14 protein-coding genes, 1 tRNA gene and 1 pseudogene are annotated in these 15,131 nt (G+C 71.8%); 7 read left to right on the top strand and 9 right to left on the bottom strand.

The features are described 5' to 3' along the window. Positions 1-66 precede the first annotated feature (66 nt). Positions 67-576 (bottom strand): helix-turn-helix domain-containing protein, encoded by a 510-nt coding sequence (locus ACQ614_RS00465; RefSeq protein ID WP_431676033.1) that lies wholly within the window; start codon positions 574-576, stop codon positions 67-69. A gap of 486 nt (positions 577-1,062) precedes the next feature. On the opposite strand from ACQ614_RS00465, the gene ACQ614_RS00460 reads away from it, so the two are divergent. Continuing rightward, on the top strand, positions 1,063-1,572 hold the full coding sequence (locus ACQ614_RS00460; protein ID WP_431676032.1) for a hypothetical protein: 510 nt from the start codon (positions 1,063-1,065) through the stop codon (positions 1,570-1,572). Between the two features lie 817 nt (positions 1,573-2,389). Here the strand turns inward: ACQ614_RS00460 and ACQ614_RS00455 are convergent. Continuing rightward, positions 2,390-3,106: a hypothetical protein gene (locus ACQ614_RS00455; protein ID WP_431676031.1), complete on the bottom strand. Its 717-nt coding sequence runs from the start codon at positions 3,104-3,106 to the stop codon at positions 2,390-2,392. Between the two features lie 13 nt (positions 3,107-3,119). Beyond that, positions 3,120-3,746, bottom strand: coding sequence for a competence protein CoiA (locus ACQ614_RS00450; protein ID WP_431676030.1), 627 nt, complete (start codon positions 3,744-3,746; stop codon positions 3,120-3,122). Positions 3,747-4,068: 322 nt separating this feature from the next. Between ACQ614_RS00450 and ACQ614_RS00445 the strand changes: the two genes are divergently transcribed. Both ACQ614_RS00445 and ACQ614_RS00440 read left to right on the top strand, forming a co-directional pair. Continuing rightward, on the top strand, positions 4,069-4,371 hold the full coding sequence (locus ACQ614_RS00445) for a DUF4193 domain-containing protein (RefSeq protein ID WP_431676029.1): 303 nt from the start codon (positions 4,069-4,071) through the stop codon (positions 4,369-4,371). A gap of 187 nt (positions 4,372-4,558) precedes the next feature. Next, positions 4,559-4,638 (top strand) — tRNA-Tyr (locus tag ACQ614_RS00440). 58 nt (positions 4,639-4,696) lie between these two features. On the opposite strand, the gene ACQ614_RS00435 is transcribed toward ACQ614_RS00440, so the two are convergent. Next, entirely contained in the window at positions 4,697-5,023 is a 327-nt protein-coding gene (locus ACQ614_RS00435; protein WP_431676028.1) for a hypothetical protein, read from the bottom strand. Between the two features lie 204 nt (positions 5,024-5,227). On the opposite strand from ACQ614_RS00435, the gene ACQ614_RS00430 reads away from it, so the two are divergent. The 4 genes from ACQ614_RS00430 (at position 5,228) to istB (ending at position 10,633) form a co-directional block, all read left to right on the top strand. Continuing rightward, positions 5,228-6,907, top strand: coding sequence for a hypothetical protein (locus ACQ614_RS00430; protein ID WP_431676027.1), 1,680 nt, complete (start codon positions 5,228-5,230; stop codon positions 6,905-6,907). Positions 6,908-7,044: 137 nt separating this feature from the next. Next, positions 7,045-7,230: a hypothetical protein gene (locus ACQ614_RS00425; protein ID WP_431676026.1), complete on the top strand. Its 186-nt coding sequence runs from the start codon at positions 7,045-7,047 to the stop codon at positions 7,228-7,230. A gap of 1,049 nt (positions 7,231-8,279) precedes the next feature. After that, a complete protein-coding gene (gene istA / locus ACQ614_RS00420; RefSeq protein ID WP_431683795.1) occupies positions 8,280-9,884 on the top strand; it encodes an IS21 family transposase in 1,605 nt (534 codons plus the stop codon). Continuing rightward, entirely contained in the window at positions 9,881-10,633 is a 753-nt protein-coding gene (gene istB, locus ACQ614_RS00415; RefSeq protein WP_431676025.1) for an IS21-like element helper ATPase IstB, read from the top strand. Before istA ends, istB begins: the two co-directional genes overlap by 4 nt. Before the next feature lie 69 nt (positions 10,634-10,702). On the opposite strand, the gene ACQ614_RS00410 is transcribed toward istB, so the two are convergent. The 5 genes and pseudogenes from ACQ614_RS00410 to ACQ614_RS00390 form a co-directional block, all read right to left on the bottom strand. Next, the gene (locus tag ACQ614_RS00410) at positions 10,703-11,224 is read right to left on the bottom strand and encodes a hypothetical protein (protein WP_431676024.1); all 522 of its coding nucleotides are present in this window, start codon (positions 11,222-11,224) and stop codon (positions 10,703-10,705) included. Between the two features lie 151 nt (positions 11,225-11,375). Next, a pseudogene (locus ACQ614_RS00405) lies at positions 11,376-11,873 on the bottom strand (IS110 family transposase); the annotation flags it as partial. A 297-nt stretch (positions 11,874-12,170) separates the two neighbouring features. After that, on the bottom strand, positions 12,171-12,677 hold the full coding sequence (locus ACQ614_RS00400; protein WP_431676023.1) for a hypothetical protein: 507 nt from the start codon (positions 12,675-12,677) through the stop codon (positions 12,171-12,173). Positions 12,678-12,881: 204 nt separating this feature from the next. Next, positions 12,882-13,349 carry an FxLYD domain-containing protein gene (locus tag ACQ614_RS00395; protein WP_431676022.1) on the bottom strand — a complete coding sequence of 156 codons (468 nt, stop codon included), beginning with the start codon at positions 13,347-13,349 and terminating at the stop codon, positions 12,882-12,884. 393 nt (positions 13,350-13,742) lie between these two features. Continuing rightward, on the bottom strand, positions 13,743-15,038 hold the full coding sequence (locus ACQ614_RS00390; protein ID WP_431676021.1) for an IS256 family transposase: 1,296 nt from the start codon (positions 15,036-15,038) through the stop codon (positions 13,743-13,745). Positions 15,039-15,131: the final 93 nt, after the last annotated feature.

The raw sequence follows: 15,131 nt of genomic DNA, 5'->3' as shown, positions 1-15,131 counted from the left end.
CGGTTCCCCGCCCTGCGGGGCGGGCAGTGCGCCGGTCGGTCCACGAAACCGGCCGGGCGCCCGGCCCTATGCCTGGTCGGCCCGTGTGTGCGGGGCGGGCCGTAGGCGGCGCCAGGCCCGGTGCACCGTGGCGACGTCGTGCCCCAGCTCGCGTGCGATCTTCCGGAGCGGCTCGGGTGGTGTCAGCGTGCGGCGCCGGAGGATCTGGGCCTCGTCGTCCGCCGAGAGCACCGTCCAGCCGCCTGTCACCGCCCGCCGGGCCGGGGGCTCGGTGACGTGCCGACAGGTCATCCCCAGGACCGCCTGGCGGACCGTGCTCTCGGAGACTTGGTGCTGTCGGGCCAGTCGGCCCAGTGTCGTGTGCCCGGCGCGGTAGGTGCGGCGCATCCGCGCCACGGTGGCCTCGTCCAGCCGCGCGTACGCAGGCGCGAGGTTCTTCACCGCCAAGGGCGGCGCCACGGGGGCGGGGGCGGTCACCGAGCGCCACGTCCAGCCGTAGGCGGCGCCGGCCACCGTGGTCCAGCTCACCGACAGATCCGCCGCCCACCGGGCCACCGCGGCATGGTCGCGGGCCACGTCACGGCGGATTTGCGCGACAAGGGAACGGCTCAGCTTCGTGGGACGGGCCGCATCGGGGGAGGAGGTCATCAGCATCTCCAGCACAAAAGACAAAGGCTGCGGGCGCCGCACCGCTCAGGGCGCCGCTGCGCCGGCCGGCGCGAGCCCTCCGGGGCTGATGACCCGATCACGGTAGCGCGCACAGACCCGGCCCGGGGACGGTCGAGCGAATCGCCCCGGCCCGCCGCGCCGCCGCCCCGGCGCACCGCCTGCCCTTGCGCTGCCGCCCGGGCCGTGTCCGGGCAGCCCGGCATACTGCCGTCCTGACCATCGAAGGAAGCGAGGAGCGGGTAGTGGCGGGCCAGGACCAGGTGGCGGGGGCGCGGCCGTCTCGCCGGCCGGCCCCGCAGCCGGGTCCGCCACGGGCAGGCCTCCTGCGCGGACTACGGCTGCCTGCGCGCCGGCTGCCGCCAGGCGGCGCTGCGGGCCCGCCGCCGCCGCGAGATGGACCGCGCCCAGGGCCTGGCCGCCCGCGTCGACCCAACACCAGCGGCGCTGCGGGCCGCTGTCCTGGTCCGCCGCGGCATGTCCGCCCAGGACATCGCGGATGCCTCCGGCATCTCCGTCACCCTGGTGCGCCGCCTGCTGCGCCCGGCCGGGCGGCGTCCGGCCCGGATCGCCCACAGCACCGCGGAGGCCGTCCTCGGTATCCCGCTGCCCCGCCGCGACCAGCCGCCCGGACCCGGCCGCGGCCTGACCGGCGCAGGCCCGGCGGCCGAGGCCCTGGCCCAGCTCGCGGCCCGCGGCTGGCCCGCCACCTACCTCGCCGCCCGGCTGGACACCAGCACCGCCACCGTCGCCGCCGTCCGCGACGGCTCCCGCCGCCGCATCTCCGTCGCCCTCGACCAGCGCATCCACCACCTGCAGCGGCACCTGGCCGACACCACCCCCACCGCCCAGGGCATCCGGGCCTCCGATGCGGCCCGCACCCGCGCCTGGGCGCTGCGCAGGTAAGGCACCTGATCCCGTCCCGCAGACAGCCGCCTGGCGGCGGTCTTGTCCCATCAGCGGGGGAGGGCATGCCCGCGGGCAGGATCGCTTCCGCGGGGAGGCCGCCGCGCAGTGCGTTCTCGTTCACCAGCGACCAGGGCTGCTGCGGATCCGTGGTGAGGACGGCGTGGGTGCCGCGGCGGGCCTGCTCGCCGCGCCGGTAGTCGGCCGCCAGCGGGATCCCGAGATACAGAGCCGCATAGCCGTCCGGGAGTGAGGGGTCGGCGACCGCGCCGTCGCGCAGGCACCAGGCATGGTCGAAGACCGGCCACTGCGTCAGGCCGGGCACCAGGACGAAGCCCTCGACGTAGACCGCGCCGGTGGCCTCCGCATACGCGGTGGCGGCCGCGAAGCACCGGCTGGGCGCCCACTGCTTGCGGTCCCCGGGCCACGGCGCGGGCTGCTGCAGGACGCCGAGCTCGCGCACGGCCTGCGCGAACGACCGGTAACGCCAGCCGTCCTCGCCGACCCGCAGCTGGGCGTAGGTGGCCACCCAGCGCAGCAGGGTGCCCTCGACGTCCGCTTCCTGTGCCATGTCCGTCCCTCCCTAGACGTGAACTGACCTGCTCGGGGCCAGCCACCGGCCCGGACCTCCGGGCGGCTCGTCCACCATGGCAGCGGCAGGAAGCCGGTCAAGCCCCTGACCACGGCGTCCTTCGGACCGCCACTCCGGCCTTGGCTGCGCCCTGTCGGCTGCTCGGTGCAGGGGCGCTCGAGGCACGTCGGTCGGGCAGGAGGGCCGGCCAGGTTCCGGACCGCCCGTCGCCGGCACCCGGGTGTGTCAGCCGCAGATCTGGTGTTCCACCCGGTGACGCAGGTACTCGTCCGGGTGGGAGCGGGCGATCGCGACCGCCTCGTCCACCAGGGGGTGCAGCTCGGCCGGGTAGGCGGCCGCCCACAGGGGCAGGCCGGGCAGGATGCAGCGGCGCACGTCCAGGTGCTCGTTGTCGACGAACTCCCGCAGCGCCGCCTCGTTCCACTCCCGCACCGCGACCGCGGCGTCGTCACCACCATCGCGGTCCCCGGCCGCCCCGGCTGCTGCGGCTGCTCTGATTCGGGGGTGGTTGAGCGGTAGGGCCGTCCAGTACCAGGCCCGGGCGGCGCCCGCCCGCTCCGCATCCGTGCCCGCCTGCAGGTAGCCGATCAGCCGGGCGCGCACCCGCCTGCGGCCGAACGCGTTCAGGGCCGCCTCGACGAACCACCGGTTGAAGCTCGGATTCCGGTCGTACACGGCCGCGCGCAGCAGCACCTCGAACGACTCCCCGGGGAACGCCGTGCCGCGCTTACAGGCCTCGCGCAGGGCCGCCCGGACGTACTGGCCCCACCTGCGCTCGTCGACACCCGGCTCCTCTACGACGTCGAGGCCGAGGACCCGGACCACGTCCTCCAGGCACCGGCGGAAGGGATCGCCGTCCGTCGCCTCCGGCGCCGGCAGCGCCGTGAAGACGCGCACACCGCCGCCCTCGCCCGTCTTGCGCGTCGTCCCGTCCTCGCCCATGACCGTCCCCTCATTACCTTCTTGGTGGCCCCGAACCTGACCGCCTGCCAGCGTAGTCGCGGCCGTGCTGGTGCCTTCTGCGTCTCCGCAGGCCGGCGGACGGGGCCCGGCGCCCGTGATGGGAAGAGACCGGCGCGCGGGGCGACTGGTCAGGGAGTTCTAGCCACCGCCGGGGCCGACTCGCCACCCAGCACACCCCGATCCCCGCAGCCGCGTACCGCTCGGTGCGCGCCCGTATCTCGTCCTCGGTGATCGCCGACAGCTGCGCCTCCCACGCAATGCGGCGGGCCCCGTTGGGGGAGGAGGCCATCACGTCGGCGCGCCAGGTGCCGTCCGGTGCGCGGACCTCCAGCTCGGCGAGCCAGCCGGCTGCCCGGATCTCGCCGGCGAGCTGCAGCTTGAGCAGGTGGTGTTCCATCGACTCCCCGGCCAGCGTGCACTGCGGCGCCCCGGCGTCGTGGGCGAAGAACCGCATCCGGGCGGGGGAGAGCTTGGCGTGCACGCCGTGCCCGCACTCCGGGCAGGTCAACGGCACGCGCGGACGCGCCCGGTGGACGGCCGCCCAGGCCCAGCCGCACCCGAGATCGTCCCGGCTGGCATCCAGCCGCCCCCGCTCCGCGTGCATCGCGGTGAACGCCACACCCTCCCCCTTCCCGGACGGCGCCGTGGCGCCCCCGGCCCCTCCCGATTCCGAGCCCCGCACCCAGGCCCTTCCCCTGCCCGCGCCCGGTCCACCCCACCAGGTACGGCACCGCGTGCCCGGCTGCCGAGGTCCTGCGGTCACGCCCGGCGCCGGCCCGCCGCGGTGCGGCCTCGCGCACCGGTCGGCCTGCAGGTGGGAGGGTGGTGCGCCACTGGACGGAATCGATCACAGCCGTTCCCGGTTGGCACCCCCGCCGACGGGCTCACGGCAGCGACCCGACCCGCACGAGGCATCCCCTGACGAGGAGAAGGCACCGACCTTGGCAACCGACTACGACGCCCCCCGCGACACCGGCGACGGCGGCAGCAACGACGACAGCGTCGAGGCGCTGAAGGGGCGGCGCGACGACAAGCAGAGCGGCGCGGTCGACGCCGACGTAGAGGCCGTCGAGGGGCTGGAGCTTCCGGGCGCCGACCTGTCCGGCGAGGAACTCACCGTCCAGGTCGTGCCCCTCCAGGCCGACGAGTTCACCTGCATGACCTGCTTCCTCGTCCACCACCGCACCCAACTGGCCGGCCAGGACAAGAACGGCCAGCCGATCTGCCGCGACTGCGCGTCCTGACGCCGCCCGTTCCTCCACTACGGCGGGCGGCCGGGAAGGACGCCACGGGCGAGTGAGCGGGCCGCCCGGGTGGCCCGGGGCTACCGGATCTCGACGACCTTCCGCTGCTTGTCCTCCGGCAGGTCGTGGAGGAACCGGGCATCCCCGTAGGCGGCCTGTTTGGCTTCGAGGTCTGCTCCTCCGCCAAGGGCGAGCTGGGCATCGGAGAGTTCACGGGCCTGTAAAGCCCACGCTTCGGCTGTAGCGGTTCGAATCCGCCCTCGCCCACCTGCTGCCGCACCCCGCGGCACCATGGACGCAACCCACACCGCGCAGCGCCGACTGCTTACGACTCGGCGTCGGCCCGCGGCCACTGCGGCGGCTCGCCGACTCCCGCGACATTCAGGTGTCCCGTCTCGTGGTCGAAAGCGTTAACGCGGAAGTCTCCACGGACGCTGCCGGCGACGATCAGAGTGCCGTGGCCGGCATGGCTGACGGGCTCGAGTGACGGGCCGTCGGCCACCGGATCGATATGGGCGCCCCACCCGGGAGTGAAGCCGGGCCTGCTCATGTCGTAGATCACGGCGGTGGCGGGCAGCACCGTGCCGTCGGCCAGGGCGACGGCGACAGTTCCCCTGGGGCGGTACGGCTTCGTGTCGGGGGTCTCGTCCATGGATCCACTGTCCTCCGGGCTTCTGCTGTCAGCGTGTGCGACACGAACTGCCATGGGGGTCCCGGGCGGAGCCTGGCCGCCGTCCTCATACAAGAGCCGATGGTCAGGCGCTGCGCCGCCCGGCCGCAGATCACGACCGGACCCGGACTGCTCAACTTCGCGCTCCCGCCCCCACCACCCCACTGCGCCCCGGACACTGGCCAGGTGCCCGCTCACAAGGAGACCAACATCCGGCTGCCGTACTGCGCCCTCGAGGCGCTGGCCGCCATCAGGACACGGTGGGGGACCTCGCGGGACGAGGCGGTGCGTCGACTGCTCGCGGACCACGTCGAAGCCCAGGAACAGCTCGAGTCCGAGGACCGGCTCACCCACATCTCCACCGTGCTGCGCTACCCGCCGCCGCCGCGCTGGCGACGCGATCCGAGACAGGACCTGCCCCTGCGGCTGCGCGCCCCTGCCGATCTGTTGGAACGGGCCCGCGCCGTGTCCCTCATGCTGCCCGGCCAGTACCAGCGGGCCTACCGCGACTACCAAGGCCGGGCACTGACCGACGCGGTGACGACCGCGATCTGGCACGCCGAGCCCTTCACGGACGAGTTCCTGGACGGCCTGCTCCCGGTGCTGCGCCACGGCTCCGCGCTCGGGCTGTGGCGACTGATCACGGTCACCACCGGAACCAAGCCGGAGAAGGAGCTGCTCCGCGAGGCCGAGACCATCCGGGCCCGCAGAAAGCACCAGACCCAAGCACTCCCCGATGACGAGGCCGTCGACGAGCGGTATCTGCTCCTGGCCGCGGAGGCCCTGGAGCGGGACGTGGGCTGGCACTCCCCGGCCCGCTTCCAGGCCGCCGCCAACCTCGCCCGCCACGTGCTCACCGGCCCGCGTGCCAAGGCCAACGAACAAGCGCTCTACGATCAGGACCGGCCCTGGTCCTCCGCGTACCGGCAAGCACTCCTGGCCACCAACCCGCCGCCGCGTGCGTGGGGAGCGTCATCGACGTACGACTGGTCGGGACGCGGCGGCACGGCGGTGTGGCGGGCCTACCGCAAGACCGAACTGCAGGACTTCGAGGAGTGGCTGGTCGACCGCGAGGAAACGGACCCCGCCGAACGCGACATGACCCCGCCCGGCTGGCTGATCCGCACACCCGCCACCTGGCGAGCCCACGCCCCCGCCTCCACGGCCCAGCAGCTGCCCGAGCCATACGCGACCTGGGCGGCCGCCGGCAGGGTGCTCGCCTTCCCCTACAAGAGCAGGCAGGCCATCTGGCCGCTGCAGGGCTGCCCGGGCGGCTGGGAGCCCGTGCCCGGCATCGAGCCGCTGACCGCCGCGGCCGCAGGTCTGCGACCCGACCGGATCAGCGGCTTCATCGAGGCCGTCCTCGTCGAGTGGAACCACGAGTTCGCCGAGGAGCCTCCGATCCGCATTGCCCTGTTCCTCCCGGCCGACAAAGCGTGCGCCTTCGGCCTCATCACCGTCGAGGAACAGCACGAGGCCATGGCCCAGGCCCGCGCTGCGACCCGCAGACGCATGGACGCCGTCATCGACGCCTTCAAGGACGGCGGGCTCGAGGAGCACCGGCTTCGGCAACTCCAAGAGGCCCGAAGCAGCGGCCGCCTGTTCCGGCGCCTCGCCGTGCAGTTCGGCAGGCAGCTCCCGGGGCGGCGACCGGGCGGCATGTACATCGGATCGGACTTCTACGTGAGCCGGGCCGCCTGGCAGTGGCCCGGCCGGTCGATGGCCGGCGAACTCCTCGCCGGCACTCCTGGCCACCTGGTGGAGGGGCTCGCCACCGCCGCGCACGGGCAGTGCGGTCTGATCCTGGAGCAGTCGATGCAGATCGCGTGGCAGCGAGCCTTCGACCGGTACGGGCGCCGGGTGTGACACCCACCGATACGCCGCGAGGGGCGGCTTCGCTTCTTCTTCCTGAAAGGTGGGGGATGCAGATCCGCGCACGACAGCCGGATCCCCGACATCCCGCGCACCACCTCGGTGCGCCCACCCGGAGGGGGAATCCCCGCATGCAGCCCGCACACCGACCTCTGATCACCTCCGTCGCCGCCGGCATCGGCGGGACGGCGCTGGCCCTGGCCGGAGCGCCGTGGTGGCTGACCGCCAGCGCCTTCGGCTGCTTCGCCCTCGGCCTGGTCGTTGTCGCCCTCCAGACCGTCATCCCACAGGACTCCGCGCACCGGCTGGCCTGGTGACGCGCCTACTGGCGCCACCGGCAGCTGCGCCGCCAGACCCCGTCCGGCGGCCGCCCGGCCCAGGCCCGCAACGAGGACCACGCGCCTGGGCCGGGCGGCCGCACCGGGTGACGGGGCCGCCCACGAAGTGACCCGTCCCGACTGCTGAGGCCGGCACTGCGGAGGCCGGGTTCGGCGCCGCCATGTGTGTCCCCCGTCGACCTTCGATGAACCCAGCTGCCTGTTGCCGGCCATCGGGCCCGGGCCCTCCGGACGGCTGGTCCATCGTTGCGGCGACCGGGAACCGTTCAAGCCGTTTCGACCAGGCATCCCCCCGGAGCGGGGGAACCACAACCTCACCCGCACAGGAGAGCTTGGCGTCGGCCTCGCGCACGGACCACCGGCCGGAGGCCGAGCGGGGACCTCTGTCGTGCTTCCGGGCGCCCCCTGTGGCCCGGCATGGGCCGCGGCCCGTACGGAGAGAGCTGTCGGAGGCTGTCCGGCCCAACCGCGAGGAGATCCTGATGAGCCGTCCGTAGCACCCGCTGCCCACCCCGGTCCAGTTCCTGATCGCGCCACGCATGATGCGCCGGATGGGCCTGTGGATGGGCGACCACGGTCTGACCTTCGAGGAGGCCCGGCGCTGGCACGTGGCCTGGACGATGCTGCGCCACCATCTGGCGACCACCTACGGACGCAGGTGGCGCCGCACCGCGCCCGCGGAGCTCCGGGTCCACGCGAACCCCGTCTACTTCGACCCCCGGAAGCTGCCCGAGGGCACGCCCTGTGAACGGTCAGCGATTTCCCCCACTTCTGAGGCTTTGTGGTCACGGAATTGGCCAGGGTCGTGGTCACGAGTCCCCAAGGGGAACTTGACCATGGGGAAGCCTCGAGTACCCCAGATCAGGTGGTTTGACCTGCGAGTGATCGTTCCATCCGAATCGTTCAGGTTCCCCCTGGGCATCCCCGAGCCGGGTTGAGGGTCCTGACCGTCTCGGAGTCGTTGCCGTCCCTCGACCGACAGGCCGAGAGGTCGACGGACACTCTGGATGGCAAGGAGAACGTTCACCGTGGTCGACATCGTCGAGATCTACGTCCACTGGTACGCGGGCCGGTCGAAGAACCAGCTCGCGGCCTCGTTGGGGGTGGACCGCAAGACCATCAGGAAGTATCTGGCGCCGGCGGAGGCGTCCGGGATGACCCCGGGCGGGCCGCCCATGAGCGAGGCGGACTGGGGAAAGCTGATCAAGAACTGGTTCCCGGAGCTGGCCCGGCGCCGACTGAACCAGGTCACGTGGGCGGAGATCGAGCCGCACCGCGACCTGGTCAAGGGGCTGCTGGAGACGACCACGGTGACCACGATCCATCAACGCCTCAGGGATGAGGGGAAGTTGGCGGTGTCGTTGTCGACGTTCCGCCGGTGGGTGACCGAGAACCTCCCGGACGAGTCGGCCCGGTCGAAGGTGACGGTGCTGCGGGACGACGTCGAGCCGGGCTCGGAGGCCCAGATCGACTACGGCTTCCTGGGACAGTGGATCAACCCGTCGACCGGCAAGAGGCACCGGATCTGGGCGTTCGTGATGGTGCTGCCCTGCTCGCGGCACATGTTCGTCCGACCGGTGGTCCACATGGACCAGCACGCCTGGACCCAGGCCCACGTCGAAGCGTTCCGGTTCTTCGGCGGTGTCCCGCGGCGGTTGGTGCCGGACAACCTGCGCACGGCGGTGGACCGGCCGGACCTCTACGATCCGAAGATCAACAAGTCGTATGCCGAGCTCGCGACCTACTACGGCGCCCTGGTCGACCCGGCCCGGGCGGCGAAGCCGAAGGACAAGCCGCGGGTCGAGCGGCCGATGCCGTATGTCCGCGACTCGTTCTGGAGCGGGCGGGAGTTCACCTCGGTCGAGCAGATGCAGGCCGAGGCCCTGACGTGGTCGACCGGCACCGCCGGCCGCAGGCAGTGCCGCCCGCTGGGCGGTGCGAGTCCGCTGTCGGTGTTCGAGGCGGTGGAGGCCAAGGCCCTGCTGTCGTTGCCGGACAAGCCGTTCGTGCTGGCCCGCTGGTCCACCGCCGCAGTCGGCCCGGACATTCACATCAAGGTCGGCCGCACCCTCTACTCGGTCCCCTGGAAGCTGATCGGCCGCAAGGTCGACGTGCGCTCCACCGCCACCATGGTCCAGGTCTTCCACGAGGGCGAGCTGGTCAAGACCCACGCCGCACTCGACCAGGGCAAGCGCACCGACAGAGGCGACTACCCGCCGGAGAAGATCGCCTTCCAGATGAAGACGCCGATCTGGTGCCGCAGTCAGTCCTCCGAGGTCGGCGACGCCTGCCGGGAGGTGATCGACCAGCTGCTGGAGGTCAACGCGCTCTACCGGCTCCGCGCTGCCCAGGGGATCCTCGGGCTGCGGAAGAAGTACGGCGACCAGCGGCTGGAGGCGGCCTGCACCAAGGCCATCGCGGTCGGCGACCCCTCCTACCGCACCATCAAGGGCATCCTGATCGCCGGCACCGAGACCGACCCCGAGCCGGAGACCGGCGACGCCGGGGCCGCGGCCTTCCTCCACGGCCCCGAGGGCCTGTTTGCCACGAGCATCCCCTCCCAGACCTCCGGCGAGCCCGAGGGCACCCAGGGCCACGCTGACGCCGACGACGCCGAGGAGGCTGCTCGATGAGCGTGATGGACACCGCCCTGCGCGAGTCGCTCAAGGCCCTTCGCCTCTCCGGGATGCTGGAAACCCTGGATGCGCGGCTGATCCAGGCCCACGGCGGTGAACTCGGCCACCTGGACTTCCTGCAGGTCCTCTGCCAGGACGAGATCACCCGCCGCGAGACCGTTGCCTTCCAACGGCGCTTGCAGAAGGCGAAGTTCGAGCAGCAGGTCACTCTGGAGGAGTTCGACTTCGCTGCTTCCCCGAAGCTGCCCGCGGCCCAGATCCGCGACCTGGCCGCCCTGCGCTGGCTCCATGCCGGCGAGTCGGTGATCTTGTTCGGACCCGTGGGCGTCGGCAAGACACACGTCGCCCAGGCCCTCGGTCACCTCGCCGTCCGCCAGGGCGCGAACGTCCGCTTCACGAAGACCAGCCGGGTCCTGGCCGAGCTCGCCGGCGGCCACGCGGACCGCACCTGGGACAAGCGGATGCGCGAGCTGATCCGACCCGATGTCCTGATCCTGGACGACTTCGCCATGCGGCAGCTGAGCGCAGGTCAGGCCGACGACCTCTACGAGCTGGTCTCCGAGCGGCAGGGGCGCTCGCTGATCATCACCAGCAACCGGGCTCCCAGCGACTGGTATCCCCTCTTCCCCAACCCTGTCGTCGCCGAGTCGCTGCTGGACCGGCTGATCAACACCAGCCACCAGGTGATCATGAACGGCCCCAGCTACCGGCCGAACAAGCGGCCCAAGAACCCGACCGACAAGTGACCCGTCCCACCGGGCCTGGCCGGTCTGATCAGCTTGATCAGCAGTACTGATCAGGCTGGCCGGGTTGCTTCACTCGTAGACGCGGGCCGCACCGAGCTGCCACGCCACGGACGCCCAGGTCACCGGCTCGATCGGTGGGACGCCCGGGAACGCCGGTGGCCTGCCGAGCCCGGGCTCAAGCCACGACTCCCACGACTCCAGGAATTGGGCAATCGAGCCGCTCGCCCAGCCACCCCCGTCACCGGCCCACAGCCCTCGGGCCAGCCTGTCTGCCCTCCAAGCGCGGTCCCGGGCAAAGTCGGCGGCCAGGGCCAGCAGCAGGACTCGTAGCTCTCCGGGAGAAGCGACCGGCGGCTCGTCTCCGAGGGGCGCGGGCTCGGCGAGCCCGGCCGGCGGCGCGTCCAGCGCACCGAGCAGCTGGTCGGCCAGGCCCTGCCAGCCGGGCTCCGGACCCTCGTCAGGCAGGGCGCCGACCCAGCGGAGCAGGATGTCGTCGATCTGCGGCGCATCGGCGCCGAGGCCCTCGAAGCGCCGGCTGAGACACCGAAGCAGAGCACGGAAGTCCTCGCCAGTCTCCACGTTGTTCGTCACCGCGCGAGAGTAGGGCAACGGGCTCCGGCCCGTCGACCGGATATCAGGGCGGTCAGGCATTGCCGCGGCGCACCTTCCGCCTGCGGCCCGAGGCATCGAGCCGGTGGGGAATTATCTGGCGTTTGACCTGGGAATTCGCTGACCGTCGACACGGGTGGATCTGGGTGAGCAGGCCGCGCAGGCGGTTGGCGATCCTGGTGGCCTCGCCGGCCAGGTCGTCGTCGAAGCCGACGATCATCTCCAGCTCGGCGATGGTCTCGTTGGTGAGCTCGATGCCGCGCAGGGTGTGGGGCATGGTGCGGGCGGCATCCGCGATGACCGCCGCGTCGCGGGCGTCGGTCTTGGCCTCGCCGGGGTAGGGGTCGGCGAGGCGGCGCATCGTCAGGCCGGGCAGGTAGGCGACGCGGCAGCCGGCGTCCCGGGCGACCGCCAGGGGCAGGGCGCCGATGGAGGCGGGTTGGTCGACGACGACCAGGACCGTGCCGTGCTTGGCGGTGAGCTTGTCCAGCACGGCCCGCATCTTGGGCTCGCTGTTCGGCAGCCGCTTGTCGAAGACCCGCTTGCCGGCCCGGGTCACCGCGGTTCCGTGGTGTTCGCCCTTGCCGACGTCCAGGCCGAGGAAGACGTCCACATCACCGGTGTCGATCACACTGGTCCCTTACGAGGTCGTGCTGTCCCGGCCTCGTTGGCGTGGCACCAGTCGCCGGCATCCACGTTACGAAGAGCCTCCCAGCACGCTGGTGGTCCTGCCTCTATCAGCGGTCTACCGATGCCTCCGGCCCGGTGACACCACCCCCCGGATCATGCGAACTACAGGGGGGAACAGTCATGCCGGACCGGAGGCCGGGAGCCCCGTTGCGGGGCCACCAAGAAGGTAACGGGGGGGGTAGGCGCCGCGGCTCGCCCCCGACGCCCGCCTCCCACCCGGCCCACAGACCGCGGCCGCTCACCCGAGCCGCGGTGCAGTGGCCCGGGGCAGGAACGCTGCTGGCGGGAGGCCGTCGCGCAGGGCATCCTCGTTCATCAGGGACCAGGAGTTCTGCGGATCGGTGGTGAGTACGGCACGGGCGCCGCGGCGGGCCTGTTCGCTGCGCCGGTAGTCGGCGGCCAGCGGGATGCCCAGGTACAGGGCCGCGTGGCCGTCGGGAAATGACGGATCCGCCACCGCACCGTCGCGCAGGTACCACGCGTGATCGAAGACCAGCCACGCCGCCAGGCCGGGTACCAGGACGAAGCCCTCGACATATGTCGCCCCGGTGGCCTCCGCGTAATCGATGGCGGCCGCGAAGCACCGACCGGGCGCCCACTGCTCCCGGTCTCCCGGCCACAGCGCGGGCGGCTGCACCGTGCCGAGCTCGCGAACGGCCTGCGCGAACGACCGGAACCGCCAGCCCTCCTCACCCACCTTCAGTTGCGCGAAGGTGTCCACCGGCGGGGCGGGGGGCCGGTTCATGCGGCTGGCCCTGGCCGGCGAACGGCAGATGTGGCAGCCGCATCCGGCCGGCCCGGCCGACGGGAACCGTACGCCCGCCCACCGGCCGCGGAGGTCGAACGCCCGACAGGATGTGTTCTATTTGCCAGTGCAGGTATCCGGGAACCCGGGAACGACGAACCGCCCCGGCCTCCAGGGAAGAGCGGGGCGGTTCGACGGCGGCTGTCAGGGGGCGGCGTACCGGGTCACGTCGATCACCCGGCAGGAGAGTTGGCCCTTGGCCTCGGTTGCGCCCTGGGCCTTCTGCATACTTTTCTGGTTCGGGGCGAGGCCGTTGGTCGCGGCGATGCCCTCGCCGATGCGCGTGCCGCTCGCGTCCAGGAACTCGACCTGCACCATGTAGTTGCTGGCCTTGCTGCTGTGGTTGGTGATGGTGAGCTCGGCGGACGGCCAGTGCAGGACGGGATCGGCCGAGCACTTGGTGATCTCGACGTCCTTCGTCTTGTCACCGTCGCCGGCCGGTGCGGGCGCAGCGGCATCGCCGGCGGGCGCGCCGGCGGACGGGGCACCGGCGGCGGGCTGGGCGGGGACGGCCGCTGCGGTGGACTTCTGGGTGGGGCTGGCCGGGGGTTCACAGGCGACGGCACCGGCGAGCAGGCAGGCGGCAGCCACGGTGAGGGTAATGGGGCGCATGGGGTCCTCTGTGGGATCAGTGGTGAGGGCCCGAACGTATCGACGTACCCTACGGTAGGTCGGGGGTTGCCGTTCCGTGACCGCTGCGCGACCACACGGTGACGCACCGTCAGGCGGGGGAGGATGCGTCGGCCCCTGCCGCGAGGCCGCACGGCAGGAGCCAGTGCAGCCCTCGAGAGCCTCTACTCCGCGCTGGTTCAGTGGGGCGCGGTGGCGCCGCCGCCCTTCCTGACGGCTTCGAGCATGGCCTGGTGAACGGCCTGCAGGTCCTTACCCGAGGAGATGGCAGCGGGGCTGTCTTGGACGGTGTACCACTCGTCGGCGTCGTCGTACTGGATCTCCAGGGCGGCCCGGTGGGGGCCTCAGTGACTGGTGTATCTCGTGTTGTGTGAGTTACCGGCGGCCGACGGAGAGTCGGCCGTCGAAGGCGATGTCGAAGGCCTGGAGCGCGGGCTTCCAGCGCATGGTCCAGCGCTTGCGGCCGGTGCCGGTGGGGTCCAGGCTCATGACGGCCATGTAGACGCACTTGAGCGCGGCGGCCTCGTTCGGGAAGTGTCCCCGGGCGCGGACGGCCTTGCGTATGCGGGCGTTCACGCTCTCGATCGCGTTGGTCGTGCAGACGACCCGGCGGATTTCCGCGTCGAACTGCAGGAACGGCACGAACTCGGCCCAGGCGTTCGACCAGAGCCGAACGATCGCCGGATACTTGGCGCCCCATTCCTCCTGGAACTCCAGGAAGCGTTCCTCGGCGGCGTCGGCGGTCGGCGCGGTGTAGATCGGCTTGAGCGCGCGGGAGATCTTGTCCCAGTCCTGGCGGGCCGCGTATCGAAACGATGCCCGCATGAGGTGGACCACGCAGGTCTGGGTGATGGCCTGCGGCCAGACCGTCGAGATGGCGTCCGGCAGTCCCTTGAGGCCGTCGCAAACGACCATGCACACGTCTTCGACGCCGCGGTTCTTGATCTCGGTCAGGACCTGGAGCCAGTACTTGGCGCCCTCGCCGCCGTCGCCGGCCCACAGGCCGAGGATGTCGCGGGTGCCGTCCACGGTCACCGCGAGGGCGACGTAGACCGGCCGGCTGGCGACCTGCCCGTCGCGGACCTTCACGTGGATGCAGTCAATGAAGATCACCGGGTAGATCGCGTCGAGCGGGCGGTTCTGCCATTCGGCCATCCTGTCCATGACCTTGTCGGTAATGGTCGAGATAGTCGACTTGGACACGCTCGCCCCGTAGACCTCGGCCAGGTGCGCGGAGATGTCACCGTGCGTCAGACCCCGTGCGGACAGGGACAACACCATCTCGTCCACACCCGTCTGTCGCCGCTGGCGCTTCCTGACGATCTGCGGCTCGAAGCTGCCGCCGCGATCTCGGGGCACGTCGATCTCGACCGGTCCGACGTCGGTCAGCACAGTCTTGGACCGGACACCGTTGCGGGAGTTCCCGCTGCCCGCGCCGGCCGGATCGTGCTTCTCGTATCCGAGGTGGTCGGTGATCTCGCCTTCCAGGGCGGACTCCAGCACGCGCTTGGTCAGCTGCTGCAGCAGTCCGCCCTCGCCGGTCAACTGCAGACCCTTCGCTCGGGCCCGGTCGACCAGCTGCCCGATCAACTGGTCGTCCAGCAGGTCCGCCGACAGCTCGACCCGCCGGACCTCTTCAACCGCCTCAACCGAGGCGATCACGTCGCTCATCAGGTGCTCTTCCTTGATCGGGAGATACACCGGTCACCGTACAGACCCCCTGCCGACGCGCTGGAAATTCCTGCGCCGTCCGGCGTTGCACTG

It is taken from the genome of Kitasatospora dryopteridis (genome assembly GCF_050749075.1).
Lineage (GTDB): Bacteria > Actinomycetota > Actinomycetes > Streptomycetales > Streptomycetaceae > Kitasatospora.
The sequence above is the reverse complement of the archived record's forward strand: the minus strand, read 5'-3'. Positions and strand labels throughout refer to the sequence as shown.

What these genes read in the sequence shown, in the direction of transcription:
- ACQ614_RS00460 (WP_431676032.1), top strand. Translation starts at nt 1,063, where the DNA reads ATGGACCGCGCCCAGGGCCTGGCCGCCCGCGTCGACCCAACACCAGCG.
- ACQ614_RS00455 (WP_431676031.1), bottom strand. Translation starts at nt 3,106, where the DNA reads ATGGGCGAGGACGGGACGACGCGCAAGACGGGCGAGGGCGGCGGTGTG.
- ACQ614_RS00435 (WP_431676028.1), bottom strand. Translation starts at nt 5,023, where the DNA reads ATGGACGAGACCCCCGACACGAAGCCGTACCGCCCCAGGGGAACTGTC.
- ACQ614_RS00425 (WP_431676026.1), top strand. Translation starts at nt 7,045, where the DNA reads ATGCAGCCCGCACACCGACCTCTGATCACCTCCGTCGCCGCCGGCATC.
- istB (WP_431676025.1), top strand. Translation starts at nt 9,881, where the DNA reads ATGAGCGTGATGGACACCGCCCTGCGCGAGTCGCTCAAGGCCCTTCGC.
- ACQ614_RS00400 (WP_431676023.1), bottom strand. Translation starts at nt 12,677, where the DNA reads ATGAACCGGCCCCCCGCCCCGCCGGTGGACACCTTCGCGCAACTGAAG.
- ACQ614_RS00395 (WP_431676022.1), bottom strand. Translation starts at nt 13,349, where the DNA reads ATGCGCCCCATTACCCTCACCGTGGCTGCCGCCTGCCTGCTCGCCGGT.
- ACQ614_RS00390 (WP_431676021.1), bottom strand. Translation starts at nt 15,038, where the DNA reads ATGAGCGACGTGATCGCCTCGGTTGAGGCGGTTGAAGAGGTCCGGCGG.